Source organism: Variovorax sp. Root318D1 (assembly GCF_001424835.1).
Classification (GTDB): domain Bacteria; phylum Pseudomonadota; class Gammaproteobacteria; order Burkholderiales; family Burkholderiaceae_C; genus Variovorax.
In genome coordinates this window covers 112,365-128,500 of sequence record NZ_LMCQ01000025.1, presented here as the reverse complement: position 1 = coordinate 128,500, position 16,136 = coordinate 112,365, and the positions used below count along the sequence as shown (strand labels likewise).

General features: G+C 66.6%; 13 protein-coding genes. 5 read left to right on the top strand and 8 right to left on the bottom strand.

All coding sequences use genetic code 11. The features are described from left to right. Positions 1–10: 10 nt before the first annotated feature. Positions 11–1,624, bottom strand: coding sequence for an AMP-binding protein (locus ASC78_RS25725; protein ID WP_055808132.1), 1,614 nt, complete (start codon positions 1,622–1,624; stop codon positions 11–13). Positions 1,625–1,710: 86 nt separating this feature from the next. Between ASC78_RS25725 and ASC78_RS25720 the strand changes: the two genes are divergently transcribed. From ASC78_RS25720 to ASC78_RS25710, 3 genes are all read left to right on the top strand, one after another. Beyond that, positions 1,711–2,400, top strand: coding sequence for a TetR/AcrR family transcriptional regulator (locus ASC78_RS25720; RefSeq protein WP_055808130.1), 690 nt, complete (start codon positions 1,711–1,713; stop codon positions 2,398–2,400). 63 nt (positions 2,401–2,463) lie between these two features. Next, positions 2,464–3,729, top strand: coding sequence for a branched-chain amino acid ABC transporter substrate-binding protein (locus ASC78_RS25715; protein WP_055808128.1), 1,266 nt, complete (start codon positions 2,464–2,466; stop codon positions 3,727–3,729). Between the two features lie 122 nt (positions 3,730–3,851). Beyond that, entirely contained in the window at positions 3,852–7,070 is a 3,219-nt protein-coding gene (locus tag ASC78_RS25710; RefSeq protein ID WP_055808125.1) for a bifunctional cytochrome P450/NADPH--P450 reductase, read from the top strand. Positions 7,071–7,086: 16 nt separating this feature from the next. On the opposite strand, the gene ASC78_RS25705 is transcribed toward ASC78_RS25710, so the two are convergent. The 5 genes from ASC78_RS25705 to ASC78_RS25685 all read right to left on the bottom strand — a co-directional run bounded on the left by ASC78_RS25705 (position 7,087) and on the right by ASC78_RS25685 (position 11,534). After that, positions 7,087–7,860 carry an esterase/lipase family protein gene (locus ASC78_RS25705; RefSeq protein ID WP_055808124.1) on the bottom strand — a complete coding sequence of 258 codons (774 nt, stop codon included), beginning with the start codon at positions 7,858–7,860 and terminating at the stop codon, positions 7,087–7,089. An 86-nt stretch (positions 7,861–7,946) separates the two neighbouring features. Further along, positions 7,947–8,582, bottom strand: a complete 636-nt coding sequence (locus ASC78_RS25700; RefSeq protein WP_055808122.1) for a TetR/AcrR family transcriptional regulator — start codon at positions 8,580–8,582, stop codon at positions 7,947–7,949. A 41-nt stretch (positions 8,583–8,623) separates the two neighbouring features. After that, positions 8,624–9,145, bottom strand: a complete 522-nt coding sequence (locus tag ASC78_RS25695; RefSeq protein WP_055808120.1) for a phasin family protein — start codon at positions 9,143–9,145, stop codon at positions 8,624–8,626. Positions 9,146–9,162: 17 nt separating this feature from the next. After that, positions 9,163–9,717 (bottom strand): hypothetical protein, encoded by a 555-nt coding sequence (locus tag ASC78_RS25690; RefSeq protein ID WP_055808118.1) that lies wholly within the window; start codon positions 9,715–9,717, stop codon positions 9,163–9,165. 137 nt (positions 9,718–9,854) lie between these two features. After that, positions 9,855–11,534, bottom strand: a complete 1,680-nt coding sequence (locus tag ASC78_RS25685; protein ID WP_055808116.1) for a WS/DGAT/MGAT family O-acyltransferase — start codon at positions 11,532–11,534, stop codon at positions 9,855–9,857. 176 nt (positions 11,535–11,710) lie between these two features. On the opposite strand from ASC78_RS25685, the gene ASC78_RS25680 reads away from it, so the two are divergent. Beyond that, the gene (locus ASC78_RS25680; protein WP_055808113.1) at positions 11,711–13,762 is read left to right on the top strand and encodes a prolyl oligopeptidase family serine peptidase; all 2,052 of its coding nucleotides are present in this window, start codon (positions 11,711–11,713) and stop codon (positions 13,760–13,762) included. Further along, the gene (rocF, locus tag ASC78_RS25675; protein ID WP_055808111.1) at positions 13,759–14,688 is read left to right on the top strand and encodes an arginase; all 930 of its coding nucleotides are present in this window, start codon (positions 13,759–13,761) and stop codon (positions 14,686–14,688) included. The genes ASC78_RS25680 and rocF overlap by 4 nt, the downstream gene beginning before the upstream one ends. Positions 14,689–14,704: 16 nt before the next feature. On the opposite strand, the gene ASC78_RS25670 is transcribed toward rocF, so the two are convergent. Beyond that, positions 14,705–15,385 carry a DUF2242 domain-containing protein gene (locus ASC78_RS25670; protein ID WP_055808458.1) on the bottom strand — a complete coding sequence of 227 codons (681 nt, stop codon included), beginning with the start codon at positions 15,383–15,385 and terminating at the stop codon, positions 14,705–14,707. A 93-nt stretch (positions 15,386–15,478) separates the two neighbouring features. Further along, positions 15,479–16,132 (bottom strand): nucleoside/nucleotide kinase family protein, encoded by a 654-nt coding sequence (locus ASC78_RS25665; protein ID WP_055808109.1) that lies wholly within the window; start codon positions 16,130–16,132, stop codon positions 15,479–15,481. Between the last annotated feature and the right edge of the window lie 4 nt (positions 16,133–16,136).

Genomic DNA, 16,136 nt, shown 5'->3' with positions numbered 1-16,136 from the left:
GAGAGGCCTTTCAGGTCTTGTCTTTCAGCAGCCGGCGCAGCACCTTGCCGGCACCAGTGGTCGGCAACGCATCGATAAAGCTCACGGCGCGCGGTGCCTTGTAGCTCGCCATGTTGTCGCGCGACCAGGCGATGAGCGCGTCGGCGTCGAGCGTGGCGCCGGGCTTGCGCACGATGAAGGCCTTGACCACCTCGCCCTTCTCGGGATCGGGCTGCGCGATGACGGCCGCCTGCGCCACGGCGGGATGCTTCATGAGAATGGTCTCGACCTGCTCCGGAAACACGCTATAGCCCGAGACCTTGATCATCTCCTTGATGCGGCCCATGAAGGTGAGGTAGCCGTCCGCGTCGAGCTTGCCGATGTCCCCGGTGTGCACCCAGCCATTCCGCAGCGTGGCGGCCGTGGCCTCGGGCTTGTTCCAGTAGCCCTTGAAGCAGCCGGGGCTGGTCAGCACGATCTCGCCAACCTCGCCGGTGGGCAGGTCGGCTTGCGTCTCGGTGTCGACGATGCGGATGGTCACGCCCGGCACCGCAATGCCCTGCGTGCCCCAGCGCGGCGAATGGTGCGGCGTGTAGGTGTCGCAGGTGTGGGTTTCGCTGAGCCCGTACGCGGCTTCGAACGACGTGCAGTTGGGCGCATGCGAGCGCCATTGCGCGGCCAGCGATTCGGTGAAAGTGATGCCGAAGCTCGTGACCGGATTGCGCCGAAGGCTCGAGAGATCGAAGGTCGCGATGTCGGGCACCTGCATGCAGGCCACGTTCATCGGCGCGATGCTGTACCACCAGTTCACCTTGTACTGCGCAATGGCCTGCAGCACGGCGCGCGGATCGAAGCGATGCAGCAGCACCGACGCCGCGCCGCTGAGCACTGGCACGTTCACACCCATCAGCATGCCAGCGATGTGATAGAGCGGTGGAATCGACAGCAGCACGTCGCTGCTTGCCACGCTGTTGCAGTCGGACGCCGCGCGCGTCTTGAAGAGTGCGTTGCCATAGCTCAGCATGGCGCCCTTCGGAAGCCCCGTGGTGCCCGAGGTGTAGGTCATGAGCGCCACGTCATCGAGATCAATGGCCACGGGTTGCGGCACGGCGCCGCTTTGCATCACGTCCAGGAAGTCTTCGTAGTCCGCAGGCACGCTGCGCGCGGCATCGCGCTCGGCCGCCAGTTCGGCGGGCAAGTCGAGCGTGGGCTGCTCGGGCAGCAGGTCGGCGTAGTGCACCACGAACACGTGCGCGAGCGCACTCTCCGGCTGCACCTTTCGCACCACCGGCAATAGCGGCGCGGCGGCAACGATCGCTCGCGCACCGAGGTCGTTGACTTGGTAGGCCAGCTCGTGCTCCTTGTTGAGCGGACTGCACGGACAAACGATGGCGCCGATCTTCTGGATGCCGTAATGCGCGACCAGGTACTGCGGGCAGTTGTTGAGAAACAGCACCACCGGCTCGCCCTTCTTCACGCCGATGGCCTGCAGCCGGGCCGCGAAGGCGTCGCTCGCGCGGTCGAGCTGTGACCACGTCATGGCATGGCCGTACCAGATGCAAGCGGCGGCGTCGGCGCGCTCTCGCGCATGGGCGCGCAGGTACTCGTGCAGGGGCTGTTGCGGGCGATCGGGCAATGTCTCCATGGCGTCACTTTCTCAGGGTTATCGATAGCCGCCCGTGCGGGGCGGACGCTTGCCAACGAGCGCATGGTGCACCAACAATCCTACCCATGGGTATAACTTCGGCGACACGGCAAAAACCCTCTGGCAAGGGCACTGCGCAGGCGCACCAGCCCCAGGGCACGGGCCGCCAGCGCGCGGCCACGCAGGGCACCGACCTGCAGCGCGAGCGCATCCTGCAGGCCGCCGCTCAGCTCTTTGCGGCGCAGGGCTATGCCAACACGACCATGGCGCAGATCGTTCGCGCGCTGGGCGTGACCAAGCCCTTCGTGTACTACTACTTTCGCGACAAGCAGGAGATCTTCGAAACGCTCTCCTGGCGCCCCACGGTCGACTGCTTTACGTCGCTCGACTTCGCGGCGAGCGATCCGCGCCGCGCGAGCGAGAAGGTGCTCGAAGGCATCGAGCGGCTGATACGCGCCACCATCGCGCATCACCCCTGCGCCTTCTTTGCGTACCGCGAGCCGCAGGTGTACCGGCCCGAATACGTCGCCGCGCAGAAGAAGCTCGCGCATCACTTCTACGACCTGCTCTGCCCGCTGCTCGAAGAAGCCCGGCGCGACGGCGACCTGGATTTCACCGAGACCAAGATCACCGCGCTGGCCGCCTGCAGCCTGCCGGGTTTTCTCTACAGCTGGTACCGGCCGGACGGCCGCCTCTCGCCCGAGGAAGTGGTGGCCGAGCTCACCAAGCTGGCGAGCCGCGTGATCGGCTTGCGCAGCGCCAAAGAATCGCGTTGAAGCGAAAGGCGCATCGCGCGCCCTCCGCGGAAGTTTTACCAACGACACCGGAGACAGACGGACATGCTCAAGTTCAGTCGCGCGCCATTGGCGCCCATCGCCCTCGCCTCGCTGCTGGCCCTTTCCGGCGCAGCACAGGCCCAGCAGTCAACCTACAAGATCGCCTATATCGACCCGTTGTCAGGCCCTTTCGCGAACGTGGGCGAACTGATGCTCATGCACGTGCAATACGCCATCGAGGAGATCAACGCCAAGGGCGGCGTGCTCGGCGGCACCAAGCTGCAGCTGCTGCAGTTCGACAGCAAGCTCTCGGCGCAGGAAAGCCAGAGCGCGCTGCAGGCGGCCATCGACCAGGGCGCCAAGGCCATCGTCACGGGCGGCTCAGGCTCGTCGGTGGTCACCGCGCTCGTGCAGTCGGTGGCGCGCTGGAACCAGCGCAATCCGGGCAAGGAGCTGATCGTACTGAACCACTCCTCGATCGACCCCGAGATGACGGGCAAGACCTGCAGCTTCTGGCACTTCCAGACCGAGGCCAATACTGCGATGAAGATGAAGGCGCTGGCCAACTACATCAAGAAGACGCCCGACGTGAAGAAGGTCTACCTGCTGAACCAGGACTATGCCCACGGCAAGCAATGGGCGAGCTACGGGCGCCAGCTCGTGGGCCTCGCGCGGCCCGACGTGCAGTTCGTCGGCGAAACACTGCACCCCATCGGCCGCGTGAAAGACTTCTCGCCCTACATCGCGAACATCAAGCAAAGCGGGGCCGACTCGGTCATTACCGGCAACTGGGGGCAGGACATGACCCTGCTTCTCAAGGCCGCGGGCGATGCGGGCTACAACCTGCGCTACTTCAACCACAGCGCGGGCTCGGTGCCCGGCACGGTGCTGGCGGTGTCGCAGGCCAAGCTGGGGCAGCTGACCTGGGTTGCCGAATGGCATCCGGGCCAGGCCGACACGCCGCGGGTCGATGCGCTCGCCAAGACCTACAAGGCCAAGACGGGCAAGGATTTCCTGTCGCCGCGCATCGACTTCACGCCGCGCCTGCTGGCCGCCGCCATCAACAAGGCCGGCAGCACCGACACGGTGAAGGTGGCCACCGCACTCGAAGACATGACCTTCGATTCGGTAGTGGGGCCCATCCGCATGCGCGCCGAGGACCACCAGCTGCTGTTGCCGCAGGTGGTCAACACGATCGCGCCGGTCGATGGCAAGAGTGTCAAGTCGGGTTGGGAAGGCACCAACTATGGCTTCCGCACCGACGCGGTCTATACCGGGAACGAGCTGGCCCAGGGCACCGACTGCAAGATGGTCCGCCCCGGCGGCTGAAGCGCCATGCATGGGGCCTCCTAAGGGAAACCCCGTCCTGCCGCGCACCCGTGCGGTCGAGATACTCCGGGTGTCACACCCCGGATCTCCGAAGCGGGTCCATACCAAAGGCACAAGAACCCATGGCAGGCAAGAACTCGCTCCATCCGATCCCGCATCCTGCAAAGAAGCCGTTCGTCGGCAACCTGCTGTCGATCGGATCGGACTCTCCCGTGCTCGACATGTGGAGGATCGCGCAGGAACTCGGCGGCATCTACTGGCTCGACATGCCGGGCATGCCGGTGATCGTGGTGTCGTCGCCCGCGCTGGTCGACGAGCTCTGCGAAGAGGCGCGCTTCGACAAGAGCACGCGCGGCGCGCTGCGCCGGTTGCGGGCCGCATCGCACGGGCTCTTCACCTCCGATACGCACGAGGAAACCTGGTCCAAGCCGCACAACATCCTCCTGGCCAACTTCAGCCAGCGCGCGATGCAGGCCTACCACCCGATGATGCTGGACATCGCGGACCAGCTGGTCACCAAGTGGGAGCGCCTGAACTTCGACGAAGAGGTGGACGTGGTGCGCGACATGACGGCGCTCACGCTCGACACCATCGGCCTGTGCGGATTCGGCTACCGCTTCAATTCGTTCTATCGCGAGGGCTTTCATCCCTTCGTCGATGCGATGGTGCGCACGCTCGAAACCGTGCAGAACCGCCGTGGCCTGCCGCTCGAAGAGCTGATGCTCAAGAAGGAGCTCGCCCAGCAGCGAAAAGACATCCGCTTCATGCACAAGATGGTGGAAGACATCATCGAGGAGCGCCGCGCGAGCGGTGCCGACATCGCGACCAAGCCCGACCTGCTGAGCTACATGATCGCGGGCGTCGACAAGAAGAGCGGCGAGAAGCTCACCGACAAGATGATCCGCGACGAGTGCATCGAGTTTCTCATTGCGGGGCACGAGACCACGAGCGGCCTGCTTTCGTTCGCGATCTACTTTTTGCTGAAGAACCCCGAGGCGCTGGCCAAGGCGCAGGCCGAGGTCGACAGCGTGTTCGGGCCCGACACTTCACAGAAACCGACGTATGCGCAGGTCAACCGCCTGCAGTACGTGATGCAGGTGCTGAAGGAGGCCCTGCGCCTGTACCCGACCGCGCCCGCGATCTCGATGCGCGCGAAGGAAGACACGACCATCGGCGGGCAGTACACGATCAAGAAGAACAACATGATCATCATGCATGCGCTGGCGCTGCATCGTGACAAAGGCATCTGGGGTGAGAACGCCGACCAGTTCGACCCGGAAAACTTCAGCCGCGAAGCCGAGCGCGAGCGTCCGGTGAACGCCTTCAAGCCCTTCGGCAACGGGCAGCGCGCCTGCATCGGGCGCCAGTTTGCGACGCAGGAAGCGGTGCTCACGCTGGGCATGATCCTGCAGCGCTTCACGCTGGTCGATCACACGGGCTACAAGCTCAAGATCAAGGAAGCGCTGACGATCAAGCCGGAGAACTTCAAGATCAAGGCGCTGCTGCGTGACCCGGCCACGCGACCGCGCAGCAACGGCGATGCGGCCACCACCCCTGCAACGCCAATCCAACCCGTCGCGCGCAAGCCGCAGGCTCAACGGCACGGCACCTCGCTGCTGGTGCTGCAGGGCTCCAACCTCGGCACGGCCGAAGACCTGGCGCGCCAGCTGGCCGAAGCCGGCGAACTGCGCGGCTTCTCGACCCAGGTGGCTTCGCTCGACGACTACGCCGAGCGGCTGCCCGCCAGCGGCGCCGTGGCCGTCGTCTGCGCCTCGTACAACGGCGTGGCGCCCGACAACGCCGCCGAGTTCCATCGCTGGCTCGACAAGGCCGACGATTCGCTCAACGGCGTGCGCTTCAGTGTCTTCGGCTGCGGCAACACCGACTGGGCCGCCACCTACCAGGCGGTGCCGCGCCGCATCGACGAGCGGCTCGAAGCGCTCGGCGCCACGCGCGTGCATCCGCGCGGCGAAGGCGATGCGCGCGAAGACATGGACGGCGCATTCCAGGACTGGAGCGATGCGCTCTGGCCGCAGCTGGTGAAAGCCTTCGGCATTCAATCCGGCGCCGACACGCCGGCCGAGGCTGAGCCGCTCTACACGCTCGAGGAGCTGCCCCCGCCGCAGAAGAACGCGCTCGTCGATGCGCTGGGCGCGGTGGCATTGCGCGTGATCGAGAACCGCGAGTTGCAGAACCCCGGCAGCGACACCGAGAGCGGCCGATCCACGCGCCACGTCGAGCTGATGCTGCCCGAGGGCGTGAACTACATACCCGGCGACCACCTGAGCGTGGTGCCGCGCAACAGCCCCGCCCAGGTGGAGCGCGCGATGGCGCGCTTCGGGTTCGACCGCTCCGCGCATGTGCGGCTGCAGGCCGCTCCAGGACGCAAGACGGCCTTGCCGGTCGATCAGGTCATCGCGGTCGATCGCCTGCTCGGCGATTACGTCGAACTGCAGGACGTGGCCACGCGCAAACAGATCGCCACGCTGGCGGCCCACACCGAGTGCCCGTTCACCAAGCCCAAGCTCGCTGCGCTGTCAGGCAGCGACGATGCCTCTCAGGCCACCTACAAGGCCGAGGTGCTGCACAAGCGCAGGTCGCTGCTCGACCTGCTCGAAGAGCACCGCGCCTGCCAGGTGCCTTTCGCGGTGTTCCTCGAAATGCTGTCGCCGCTTTCCCCGCGCTACTACTCGATCTCGTCCTCACCGACGATGACGCCGGGGCGCTGCAGCGTCACGGTGGGCGTGGTGAGCGCACCCGCGCTTTCGGGCAACGGCACCTTCGAAGGCGTGTGCTCCAACTACCTTGCGCGCGCGGAAGCGGGCGACACGGTGCACGGCGTGATTCGCGAAACCACGGCCGAGGGGTTCCGCCTGCCTGAAGACCCGCAGCGCCCGCTCGTCATGGTCGGGCCCGGCACCGGGCTGGCGCCGTTCCGCGGCTTCATCCAGGAGCGCGCGGCACAAGTCGAGCGCGGCGAAGCGCTGGGCGACGCGATGCTTTTCTTCGGCTGCCGGCACCCTGAGCAGGATTTCATCTATGCCGAGGAGCTCGAGGCCTGGTCGCACCGCGGGCTCATGACGCTGCACACCGCGTTCTCGCGCGCGGGCGAGCGCAAGGTCTATGTGCAGGACTTGATTCGCGAACAGGGCGCGGCCGTGTGGAAGCTGCTCGAAGCGGGCGCGGTGATCTACGTGTGCGGCGACGGTTCGCGCATGGAGCCCGATGTGCGGCGCACCCTTGCCGACCTGGCGAGGGAGCATGGCCAAGACAGCCAGGCGTGGATGGACAAGATGATTGCCGACCAGCGCTACGTGCTCGACGTCTGGGCGGGGGCATAGCCCCGCCACAGCGAACTTAGACCTTGCGGTCCGGATCGGGATAGACCAGCGGCCCCAGCAAGCCGCGGTTGAACGGCTTCCACTCGCCCTCCGGCTGCGCAAGGCGATCGGCCAATGCATAGAGCACCGCGGGATGCGCCCCAAGCCCCATATGGCTCGCCACCACCTCGATGTTTTCTGCCTGCGGGCCAGACTTCTCGATGCTGCAGCGCCACGCGACAACGCCGTCGGTGCGGCTGAAGATCGAGGTCGTGGGCACCGGCGGCGTCGGCTGCACGAACTTCATGCGGCGCGGGTCGTGCGAGCTCTGCCCGCTCACGCCCTCGTACACGCGCCAGGCGTTGGTGGCGCGCGGGCTGCCGGAGAACGGGCTGCCGAGGGTGATGACGTTGCGCACCAGGTCCGGCTGTGCCGACGCCAGGAGGCGCGCATAGACGCCGCCCAGGCTCCAGCCGATCACGCTGACCTTTTGCCCACTTTGCTCGTGCAGCGACTTGAGGAGCGCAACCATGCCGTCTTCCACACCCTGGCGCGGGCCGAAGTTGCGGCCCAGGCCCCAGCCGCGCGCGTCGTAGCCGCGGCTGCACAGGTAGCGGCGCAGCACCAGCGTGGAGCCGTCGCCCGCCACGAGGCCGGGCAGCACGAGCACCGGATGCCCGTCGCCGCGCGGCGTGAGTTGCAGCAGCGGCCACATGGCGATGCCCGCGCCCGTTTCCCAGAGGGCGCGCGCTTCGGCCAGCAGCAAGAGGCCCGATGGCGGCGCGATGGGTTCTCGGGTTGCGGTGGTCATGAGGGCAGCTTTCCTTTGCGGTCTTTGTTCTATGGAGCGAGCATGGCGAACCAAAGTTTCACTGGCTCGTCGGACAACTGCGATGTTTATCCGAGGTATTTGCCTCGCAGGTAATCAAGGTAAGCCCTCGATTCGCTCGAAACATACGGGGAAATCAAGGTGAGCGTGTAAAAAGCCGCCAATCCGGGGTCGGCCTGCGCCAGCGCGTCGCGCCCCGGCACCAGGCGTTCGAACGAGAGCCAGCAGGTGGTGGTGAAGACCATCTGCAGCGCGAGGATGCGCGCCTGCTCGGCGCTGGTCTCGATGACGCCCGAGGCCACCAGTCCTTCGCAGAGCGCTTGCGCCGCCAGTAGGTTCTGCGCGGTGAGCGCCTGCGCGCGCTGGCCGAGTGCGGGGTATTCGCTGGCCAGGAAGGCCATGTCGCGATAGATGAACCGGTACTGGTCGATGGCTTCGAAGCGCAGGTGCAGCGCCAGCCAGAGGTCGTCGATGGCGGTGATTGCACCGGAAGACCCGTCGAGCACCTCGAGCCGCTGCTCGAAGCGGCGGAACAGCCACTCGACGATCAGTTGCTTGGCCTTGAAGTGATAGTGCAGGTTGCCCGGGCTCATGCCGAGCTCGGCCGCGATCTTGTGCGTGGACACCGCCGCGAGGCCTTCCGCGTTGAACAGCGCAAGGCTGGCCTGCAGGATGCGATCGCGCGTGGTGTTGGAACTGGCCACAACCGGCTGCTGCGTGCGTCGGTGCTTCGCTGGGCCGAGGCTCAGCGCTTGCCGCTGCCGCGCGGGCCGGCGTTCTTGGGCTCGAGTTGCGCAAGGCGTTCGTGCAGCCGGGCCACTTCTTCGCGCAAGGCTTGCACCTCTTCGGCGCTGGGCATGCCTAGCCGCTGAAGGGCCGTGGCAACGCGCTGGTCGAAGACGTCTTCGAATTTGCGGAGGCCAAAGCTGTCGAGGCTCGGAAAGCCGCGCGGAACGGCCGCCTTGGCCGCAGCGGCCGCGTCGGGCTTGCCCTGGCCGATGCCCAGCAGCCCCTCGATCACGTTAGCCTGGCGCTTGGCAACGTCGTCGCGCACGTTGCCGAGTACCTTGAGGCCTGCGCGCAGCAGGCCTTCACCGACGGCCTTGGGGCTCGGCGGTGCATTGGGTGTGACAGCAGCAGTTTTTTTCTTCGCCGCCGCAACCGTCTTTTTGGCTGAGGGGGCCTTCCTGGCCGTGGGAGCTTTCTTCGCAGGCGCCGCCGCCTTCTTCTTTTTCAGGCTTGCGGTAGCGTCGGGGCGGGTCGCCATGCGTTATTGCTCCAGGATCAGGCTGCCTTGCGGGCGGTGGTGCGGCGAACCGGCTTCTTGGCGACGGCGGCCTTGGCCTTCACCGTACGCACGGTCTTGGCTTCTTCGGTGCCGCTCACGCGCACTTCGATCTGCTTGGCGCCGGCTGCAACCCTGTCGGCGATCTGCACCGACACGTTGGCGATCGGCTGGTTCAGCGCGTTCAGGGTCTTGACCACCGAGGTGACGATGGGCGATTCGACACCCGCCACACGGCCGGCCACGGCTTCGATGCCGCTGGTCGTGCCCGCGGCCACGCGGTCCATCACCGAAACGATGCGGCCGGTGTCGATGTCCAGGCGGTTGGCCAGGAAGCCGTTGATCTTTTCTTGCGCGCCGATCAGGTTGGCCTTGATCTGTTCGCTCACCAGCGGAATCTGGCGGCTGCCCAGGAATTCGCTGTAACGCGAAGAAGCGCCGCCGAGCAGGCGATGCACGCCGGCGCGATAGGCACCCACCAGGGTCTTGCCTGCGTCGTTGTACTGGCCAACGACGTGGATGGCTGCGGAAGAGAAAGAAGCTTGCGTGGTCATGTGGATTTCCTGGAAGTTGATTGATCGGTCGCTGGATTCGCGATGGAGTGATCTTCTTCCAGAGCGCCTAGGCCTGAAAAGCTAGAACCGTCGGAAAACTAGTCCAACTGCCCCAATTTTCTGCCGTGGCCTGCCGATCATGCCGCAGCAGCCGCCCTGGCGCGCTTGGCCGGCGCGGCGGGCTTGCGCGGCGGCGCCTTGCTGGCCGCCGCCTTAACAGGCGCTTTTCTGGCGGCTGTCTTGGCTGCCGGCACCTTGGCCGCGGGGGCTTTTGCTGCGGGCGCCTTCTTGGCTGCGGCCTTTTTCACGGCAGGCTCCGCTGCGGGCTTGGTGGCGGGCTTGGCCGCCGCCTTCGCGACGGGTGCCGGCTCGGGAGCCACCGCCTTCGGCGCTGCTGCGGGATGGGTCTGCGTGAGACTCATCAGCAGCTGGTGCTCGGCCAGCAGGTAGTCGCCGATCTCGGTGATGTCGGGCACGGCGCGGCGACAGGCAATGAGGCCGTAGTCCATGCGTCCGTTGTAGCTCTGCACCGTGACGTTGAGCGCCATGCCGTGGCCTGCGATCGACACCGGGTAGTAGCTGGTGACGAGTGCGCCCGCAAAGTACATCGGGAACGGCGCGCCGGCCACATTGGAAATGGCCACGTTGGCCCCCGGCGGCAGCAGGTTCACGAGCCCCGAGCGGCCCACCATCGAGGCGATGCCCGACACCAGCCAGGGCGCTGCAAAGGTGGGAAAGTCGTCCAGGATCACCGCCTTGAAGCGGTTCATGGTCGACTTCGAGCTGGTCGACGAGGCGTTGATGGCCTTGAGCCGCTGCACCGGGTCGGTGATGTCCGTGGCCAGGCTCACGAGGATCATGCTGGCCTGGTTGTTGGAAGTCTCGTCGCCCGCTTCGCGAAGGCTCACGGGCACGCCGGCCACCAGCGGCTTGGCGGGCAGCTCGTTGTTGTCGGCCAGGTAGTGGCGCAGCGCGCCGGCCACCGTGGCCATCACCACGTCGTTGAGCGACACGCCGAAGTGCTTGGCGATGTGCTTGGTCTCGGCCAGCGAAATGGTGCGGCCCGCAAAGGTACGCTGGTTGGTGATCGACACGTTGAGCGAGGTGCGCGGCGCGAAGAGGTTGAACTTCTTGGGCGCTGTGGCTGCGTTCTTTTCGGCCGCCTTCTCGTCGGGCTTGGCGAGCCCGCCTAGCGCACGCGCAATGGCCGGCGCCATCTTGAAGAGCTTGACGTACTGCTGCGCCGTGTTGCGCAGCGCCGCGGTCGCGAGCTCGGCCATGCCCAGCTGGTAGCCGCTGCTGCGCGGGCGTGCGCGCGGCGGCTTCACCACGCGGCCCGTGGCCTCGAGATCGAAGATGGCCTTGCCGAGCGCCACGCCGGCTTGTCCGTCGATGCCCGCATGGTGCACCTTGGTGTAGAGCGCCACCTGCCCGCTCTTCAGGCCATCGATGATGAAGAACTCCCACATCGGGCGGCTGCGGTCGATCAGCGTGGAATGCAGCCGCGCCACGTACTGCTGCAGCTGCCGGTTGGTGCCGGGCTTGGGCAGCGTGATGTGGCGCACGTGGTAGTCGAGGTCGATGTCGTCGTCCTCCACCCACACCGGGTTGGTCAGGTCGAAGGGCATCAGCGCGAGCTTGCGCGTGAACACGTCGGCCAGGTGGATGCGGCTGGCCATGAACTGCTTGGCGTCCTCGTAGAAGTCGCCCTTGTAGCCCTTGGGCAGGTCGAGCACGTTGAGCGAGCCCACGTGCATCGGCATCTCGGGGGTCTCAAGGTGCAGGAAGGTGGCATCAAGACCGCTCAGGTGTTTCATGTGTCATGTCTCCTTGTGTGCGCAGGCGCCGTCCGGCAGGATACCCGTGCACAGCCCTGCGAATCGGGGCTAAAGCATTGAACGCGGGTTTGTCCCGAGAGCCGCTTGTGGCGCGCTATTAATTCAATAGCTCGCCGCGGCATGCCTCCTTCACGCCGGATTCGTACACTGGGCCCATGACATCCATCGCTTCCACGCAGACCGACGAGTTCCTGTGGCTCGAAGACATCGACGGCGCCGAACAGCTCGACTGGGCCCGTCAGAACAACGCCAAGACCGTGCAGCGCTATGCGCAATCGCCCGCCTTCGAGCGCATGGAGCAACGCATTCTCGAAGTGCTCGACTCCGATGCGCGCATTCCGATGGTGCGCAAGATCGGCCCGCTCTTCTACAACTTCTGGCGCGACAAGAAGAACCCCAAGGGCCTGTGGCGCCGCACCACGCTGGCGGAATACCGCAAGCCGCAGCCCGACTGGGAAACGGTGATCGATCTCGATGCGCTGGCCGAGGCCGACAAGGAAAACTGGGTCTGGCACGGCGCAGAGGGCCTGCAGCCCGACTACAAGCGCTGCCTGGTTTCGCTCTCGCGCGGCGGTGCCGACGCCGACGTGGTGCGCGAGTTCGACCTCGAGCTCAAGCAGTTCGTCTCCGGCGGCTTCACGCTGCCCGAGGCCAAGAACAGCGTGGCCTGGAAGGACATCGACCACCTCTACGTGGCCACCGATTTCGGCCCCGGTTCGATGACCAGCTCCAGCTATCCGCGCATCGTGAAGGAATGGAAGCGCGGCACACCGCTGGAGAGCGCGGCGACGGTGTACGAAGGCGGCATGGACGACATGACGGTGAGCGCCTGGCGCGACAACACGCCGGGCTTCGAGCGCGACTTCGTCTCGCGCCAGATGGACTTCTACGACAGCGAGACCTGGCTGCGCGGCAGCGACGGCCGTCTCGCGAAGATCGACGTGCCCGACGATGCCAACGCCGACATCACGCGCGAGTGGATGCTGGTCGAGCCGCGCAGCCCCTGGACGGTGGGCGGCACCACCTACAAGCCGGGCTCGCTGCTGGCGACGAGGTTCGACGACTATATGGCCGGCAAACGCGAGATCACGGTGCTGTTCGAGCCCGACGACACCACCGCGCTGGACGACCATTCGTGGACCCGCAACCACCTGATCCTCAACGTGATGCACGACGTGGTGAACAAGCTCGAAGTGCTCACCCCGCAAGCCGGTGAGTGGAAGCGCGAAAGCCTGGGCGGCGCCCCCGAGCTCTCGACCATTGCGGCCGGCGGCATCGACGAAGACGAAAACGACGACTATTTTCTGACCGTGAGCGGCTTCCTGCAGCCGACCACGCTCTACGTCGGCACCATCGGCCGGGGCGAGCCCGAGCCGCTGAAGGACAGCCCCGCTTTCTTCGATGCCTCGCGCCATCGCGTGAGCCAGCATTTCGCCACCTCGAAGGACGGAACGCGCGTGCCCTATTTCGAGATCGCGCCGAAGAATCTGCAGGCTGATGGCCGCAACCCGACGCTTCAGTACGCCTACGGCGGCTTCGAGATCTCGCTGCAGCCGAGCTACAGCGGCAGCATCGGCCGTGCATGGCTCGACCAGGGCGGCGTTTACGTGGTGGCCAACATCCGCGGCGGCGGCGAGTACGGTCCGCGCTGGCACCAGGCCGCGCTGCAGGAGAACCGGCTGCGCACCTGCGAAGACTTTGCCGCTGTTTCCGAGCACCTCATCGCGCGCAACATCACCTCGCCGGAGCACCTCGGCGCCATGGGCGGCAGCAACGGCGGCCTGCTGATGGGCAACATGCTCACGCTCTATCCCAGGCTCTATGGCGCCATCGTGAGCGAGGTGGCACTGCTCGACATGAAGCGCTATACCCAGCTCTCGGCCGGCGCATCGTGGATCGCCGAATACGGCGACCCGGAAGATCCGGAGGAATGGGCGTGGATCCAGGCGTTCTCTCCGTACGAGAACGCCAGGCCGGAGCAGCCCTACCCGCCGGCGCTCTTCACCACGTCGACGCGAGACGACCGCGTGGGCCCGGTGCATGCGCGCAAGATGTACGCGAAACTGGCCGCCATGGGCTACGACGCCAGCTTTTACGAGAACATGGAAGGCGGCCACAGCGCGGCGTCGGACAACAAGGAATCGGCCTTCATGGACGCCCTGGGCTACGCCTATCTGTGGAAGCACATCGGACGCACATCGACATGAGCAACGGCAACGGCAACGGCACCACCCTCGAACTGATCGGCGCGCCCACCGACATCGGCGCCAGCGTGCGCGGTGCCGGCATGGGCCCTGATGCGCTCCGCGTGGCGGGGCTTCCGGAGGCGCTCGCGCGGCAGGGCTTCACCGTGCTCGACCGCGGCAATCTCGCCGGACCGGCCACTCCGTGGACGGCGCCCACGAACGGCCTGCGCCATCTCGACGAGGTGATCGCGTGGAACCGCTCCGTCTATGCGGCGGTGGACACCGCGCTGGGCACCGGCCACGTGCCGCTCATGTTGGGCGGCGACCATTGCCTTGCCATCGGATCGATCAGCGCCGTGGCCTGGCATGCGCGCAAGCGCGGCAAGAAGCTGCGCGTGGTGTGGCTCGATGCGCACTCCGACGTCAACACCGAAACCACCAGCCCGAGCGGCAACCTGCACGGCATGCCCGTGTCTTGCCTGCTCGGCCATGGGCCCGCGGTGCTCACCGGCTGGAGCGGCGAGCGTGCGGCGCTCGAGCACGACGCCATCCGCTTCATCGGCATCCGCAGCGTCGATGCGGAAGAGAAGGAAGCCATTCGCACCCTCGGCCTGCACGTGTTCGACATGCGCCACATCGACGAGCACGGCATGCGCACCACCATGACCGAGGCGCTGCAGGACGTGGGCGAAGACACCCACCTGCACGTGAGCTTCGACCTGGACTGCCTCGACCCGAACATCGCGCCGGGCGTGGGCACCGGTGTGCGCGGCGGCCCGACCTACCGCGAGATGCAGCTGTGCATGGAAATGATCGCCGACACCGGCCGGCTCGGCTCGGTCGACGTGGTGGAACTCAACCCTGCGCTCGACGTGCGCAACCAGACCGCCGAGGTGGCGGTGGAGCTGATCGAGAGCCTGTTCGGAAAATCGACGCTGGTGCGCTGAGCGCGTCAGGCCGGTCTCAACCCGGGATCGGAACCGGCTTCACCGGAAAAGGCGTGGCCGGCGCCGGGGGTGCCAGCGGCGCCGATGGCCGCGGGGCTTCGGGCGCGATGCTGGGCACATCGGGCTCTTCGCCGCCCTGGCCTTCGAGAAAGCGGTCGAGCAGCGCATAGAAGCGGTCGTAAAACAGTTCGTCGGTGAGCGTTTCGCTGGCCACCTTGACCATCGCGTCGTCGCTGCCGGCAAAGGGCAGAGAAAGCGAGCCGAAGGCGCCGACGCCGACGCTGGCCGAGCTGTTGACCTTCTTGATGCCGTAGCGATCTTGCAGCGCGGTCGCAAAGGCCACGGTGCTGCGTTTGCCGCCCTTGCCGCCTTCGCGCGCGCACACCACGCGAAACTCGACCTCCACGTGCACCTCGAAGGCCGGCTGGAAGCTCTTGCGCCCCGTCACCAGATCGGGATTGGCCGCGCTGATCATGTAGCCCTGGCTCAGCAGGGCGCGGCGCGCGGCCTCGCAGGTCTGAGCCTCGGTGGCGGCGTAGGTGCGCGTGTGCGTGGTGGTGGAGTCGAACTCCTCGGTCTCGTACGACACGCGGCGCGGGCTGCTGCCGCAGGCGGCGAGCAGGAGGGCCGATAAAAGGCCGAGGACCAGAACCGGAGCGCGAACGACGGAAAAGGCAGAAGAGAAGCGAAGGGGCATGATCATGGCGCGGCGAATCCTAACCGGCGTCTCCGCCGGCGAGGTTTCGAGCATCGCCGGGCGCCGGCGTTCCCAACGCGGCGCAAGAATTTTTCAGGACCAGTGCAGCACGTGGTGCGCACGCACGCGCGTCGCGGCAATCAACCGCGCATTGGGCGCATCGGTGCGGGCCACCCAGTCACGCGCGGCCTCGGCGCTGCGGCCGAACTGCTGGTGGCGCTTTTGCAAACGCTCCTCGCGCACCGCGTCGTCGATGTCGACGTACCAGACTTCGTCGAGCATGGCCGCCGCGCCGGCCCAGGGGCCGTCGTCATGCAGGAGATAGTTGCCCTCGGTGATCACCAGCTGCGTCTCTGGCAGCACCGCGATGGCGCCAGCGATCGGCTCCTCGATCTCGCGGCGGAACTCGGGGGCGTAGACGATCGGGTCGTCCGTCCGCTGCTCGCGCAGCCGCTGCAGCAGCGCCACGTAGCCGGCGCTGTCGAAGGTGTCAGGGGCGCCTTTGCGGCCGGCGCGGCCGAGCCGTTGCAGCTCGACATTGGCCAGGTGAAAACCATCCATGGGCACGACCTGCGCGCGGCCCGCGCCCACCGCCTGGAGCAGCGCCTGAGCGAGCGTGGACTTGCCCGCGCCCGGCGCTCCGACCAGCCCCAGCAGCTTGCGCTGCCCGCCGGCCATCAGGGCCTGCAGGCGGGACAGGCTGTCGGCGGGAATGGAGGGAAGTTCTTGCGCGGGGATGGTGCTCATCCCC

What these genes read in the sequence shown, in the direction of transcription:
- ASC78_RS25725 (WP_055808132.1), bottom strand. Translation starts at nt 1,624, where the DNA reads ATGGAGACATTGCCCGATCGCCCGCAACAGCCCCTGCACGAGTACCTG.
- ASC78_RS25720 (WP_055808130.1), top strand. Translation starts at nt 1,711, where the DNA reads ATGGGTATAACTTCGGCGACACGGCAAAAACCCTCTGGCAAGGGCACT.
- ASC78_RS25715 (WP_055808128.1), top strand. Translation starts at nt 2,464, where the DNA reads ATGCTCAAGTTCAGTCGCGCGCCATTGGCGCCCATCGCCCTCGCCTCG.
- ASC78_RS25710 (WP_055808125.1), top strand. Translation starts at nt 3,852, where the DNA reads ATGGCAGGCAAGAACTCGCTCCATCCGATCCCGCATCCTGCAAAGAAG.
- ASC78_RS25705 (WP_055808124.1), bottom strand. Translation starts at nt 7,860, where the DNA reads ATGACCACCGCAACCCGAGAACCCATCGCGCCGCCATCGGGCCTCTTG.
- ASC78_RS25695 (WP_055808120.1), bottom strand. Translation starts at nt 9,145, where the DNA reads ATGGCGACCCGCCCCGACGCTACCGCAAGCCTGAAAAAGAAGAAGGCG.
- ASC78_RS25690 (WP_055808118.1), bottom strand. Translation starts at nt 9,717, where the DNA reads ATGACCACGCAAGCTTCTTTCTCTTCCGCAGCCATCCACGTCGTTGGC.
- ASC78_RS25685 (WP_055808116.1), bottom strand. Translation starts at nt 11,534, where the DNA reads ATGAAACACCTGAGCGGTCTTGATGCCACCTTCCTGCACCTTGAGACC.
- ASC78_RS25680 (WP_055808113.1), top strand. Translation starts at nt 11,711, where the DNA reads ATGACATCCATCGCTTCCACGCAGACCGACGAGTTCCTGTGGCTCGAA.
- rocF (WP_055808111.1), top strand. Translation starts at nt 13,759, where the DNA reads ATGAGCAACGGCAACGGCAACGGCACCACCCTCGAACTGATCGGCGCG.
- ASC78_RS25670 (WP_055808458.1), bottom strand. Translation starts at nt 15,385, where the DNA reads ATGCCCCTTCGCTTCTCTTCTGCCTTTTCCGTCGTTCGCGCTCCGGTT.
- ASC78_RS25665 (WP_055808109.1), bottom strand. Translation starts at nt 16,132, where the DNA reads ATGAGCACCATCCCCGCGCAAGAACTTCCCTCCATTCCCGCCGACAGC.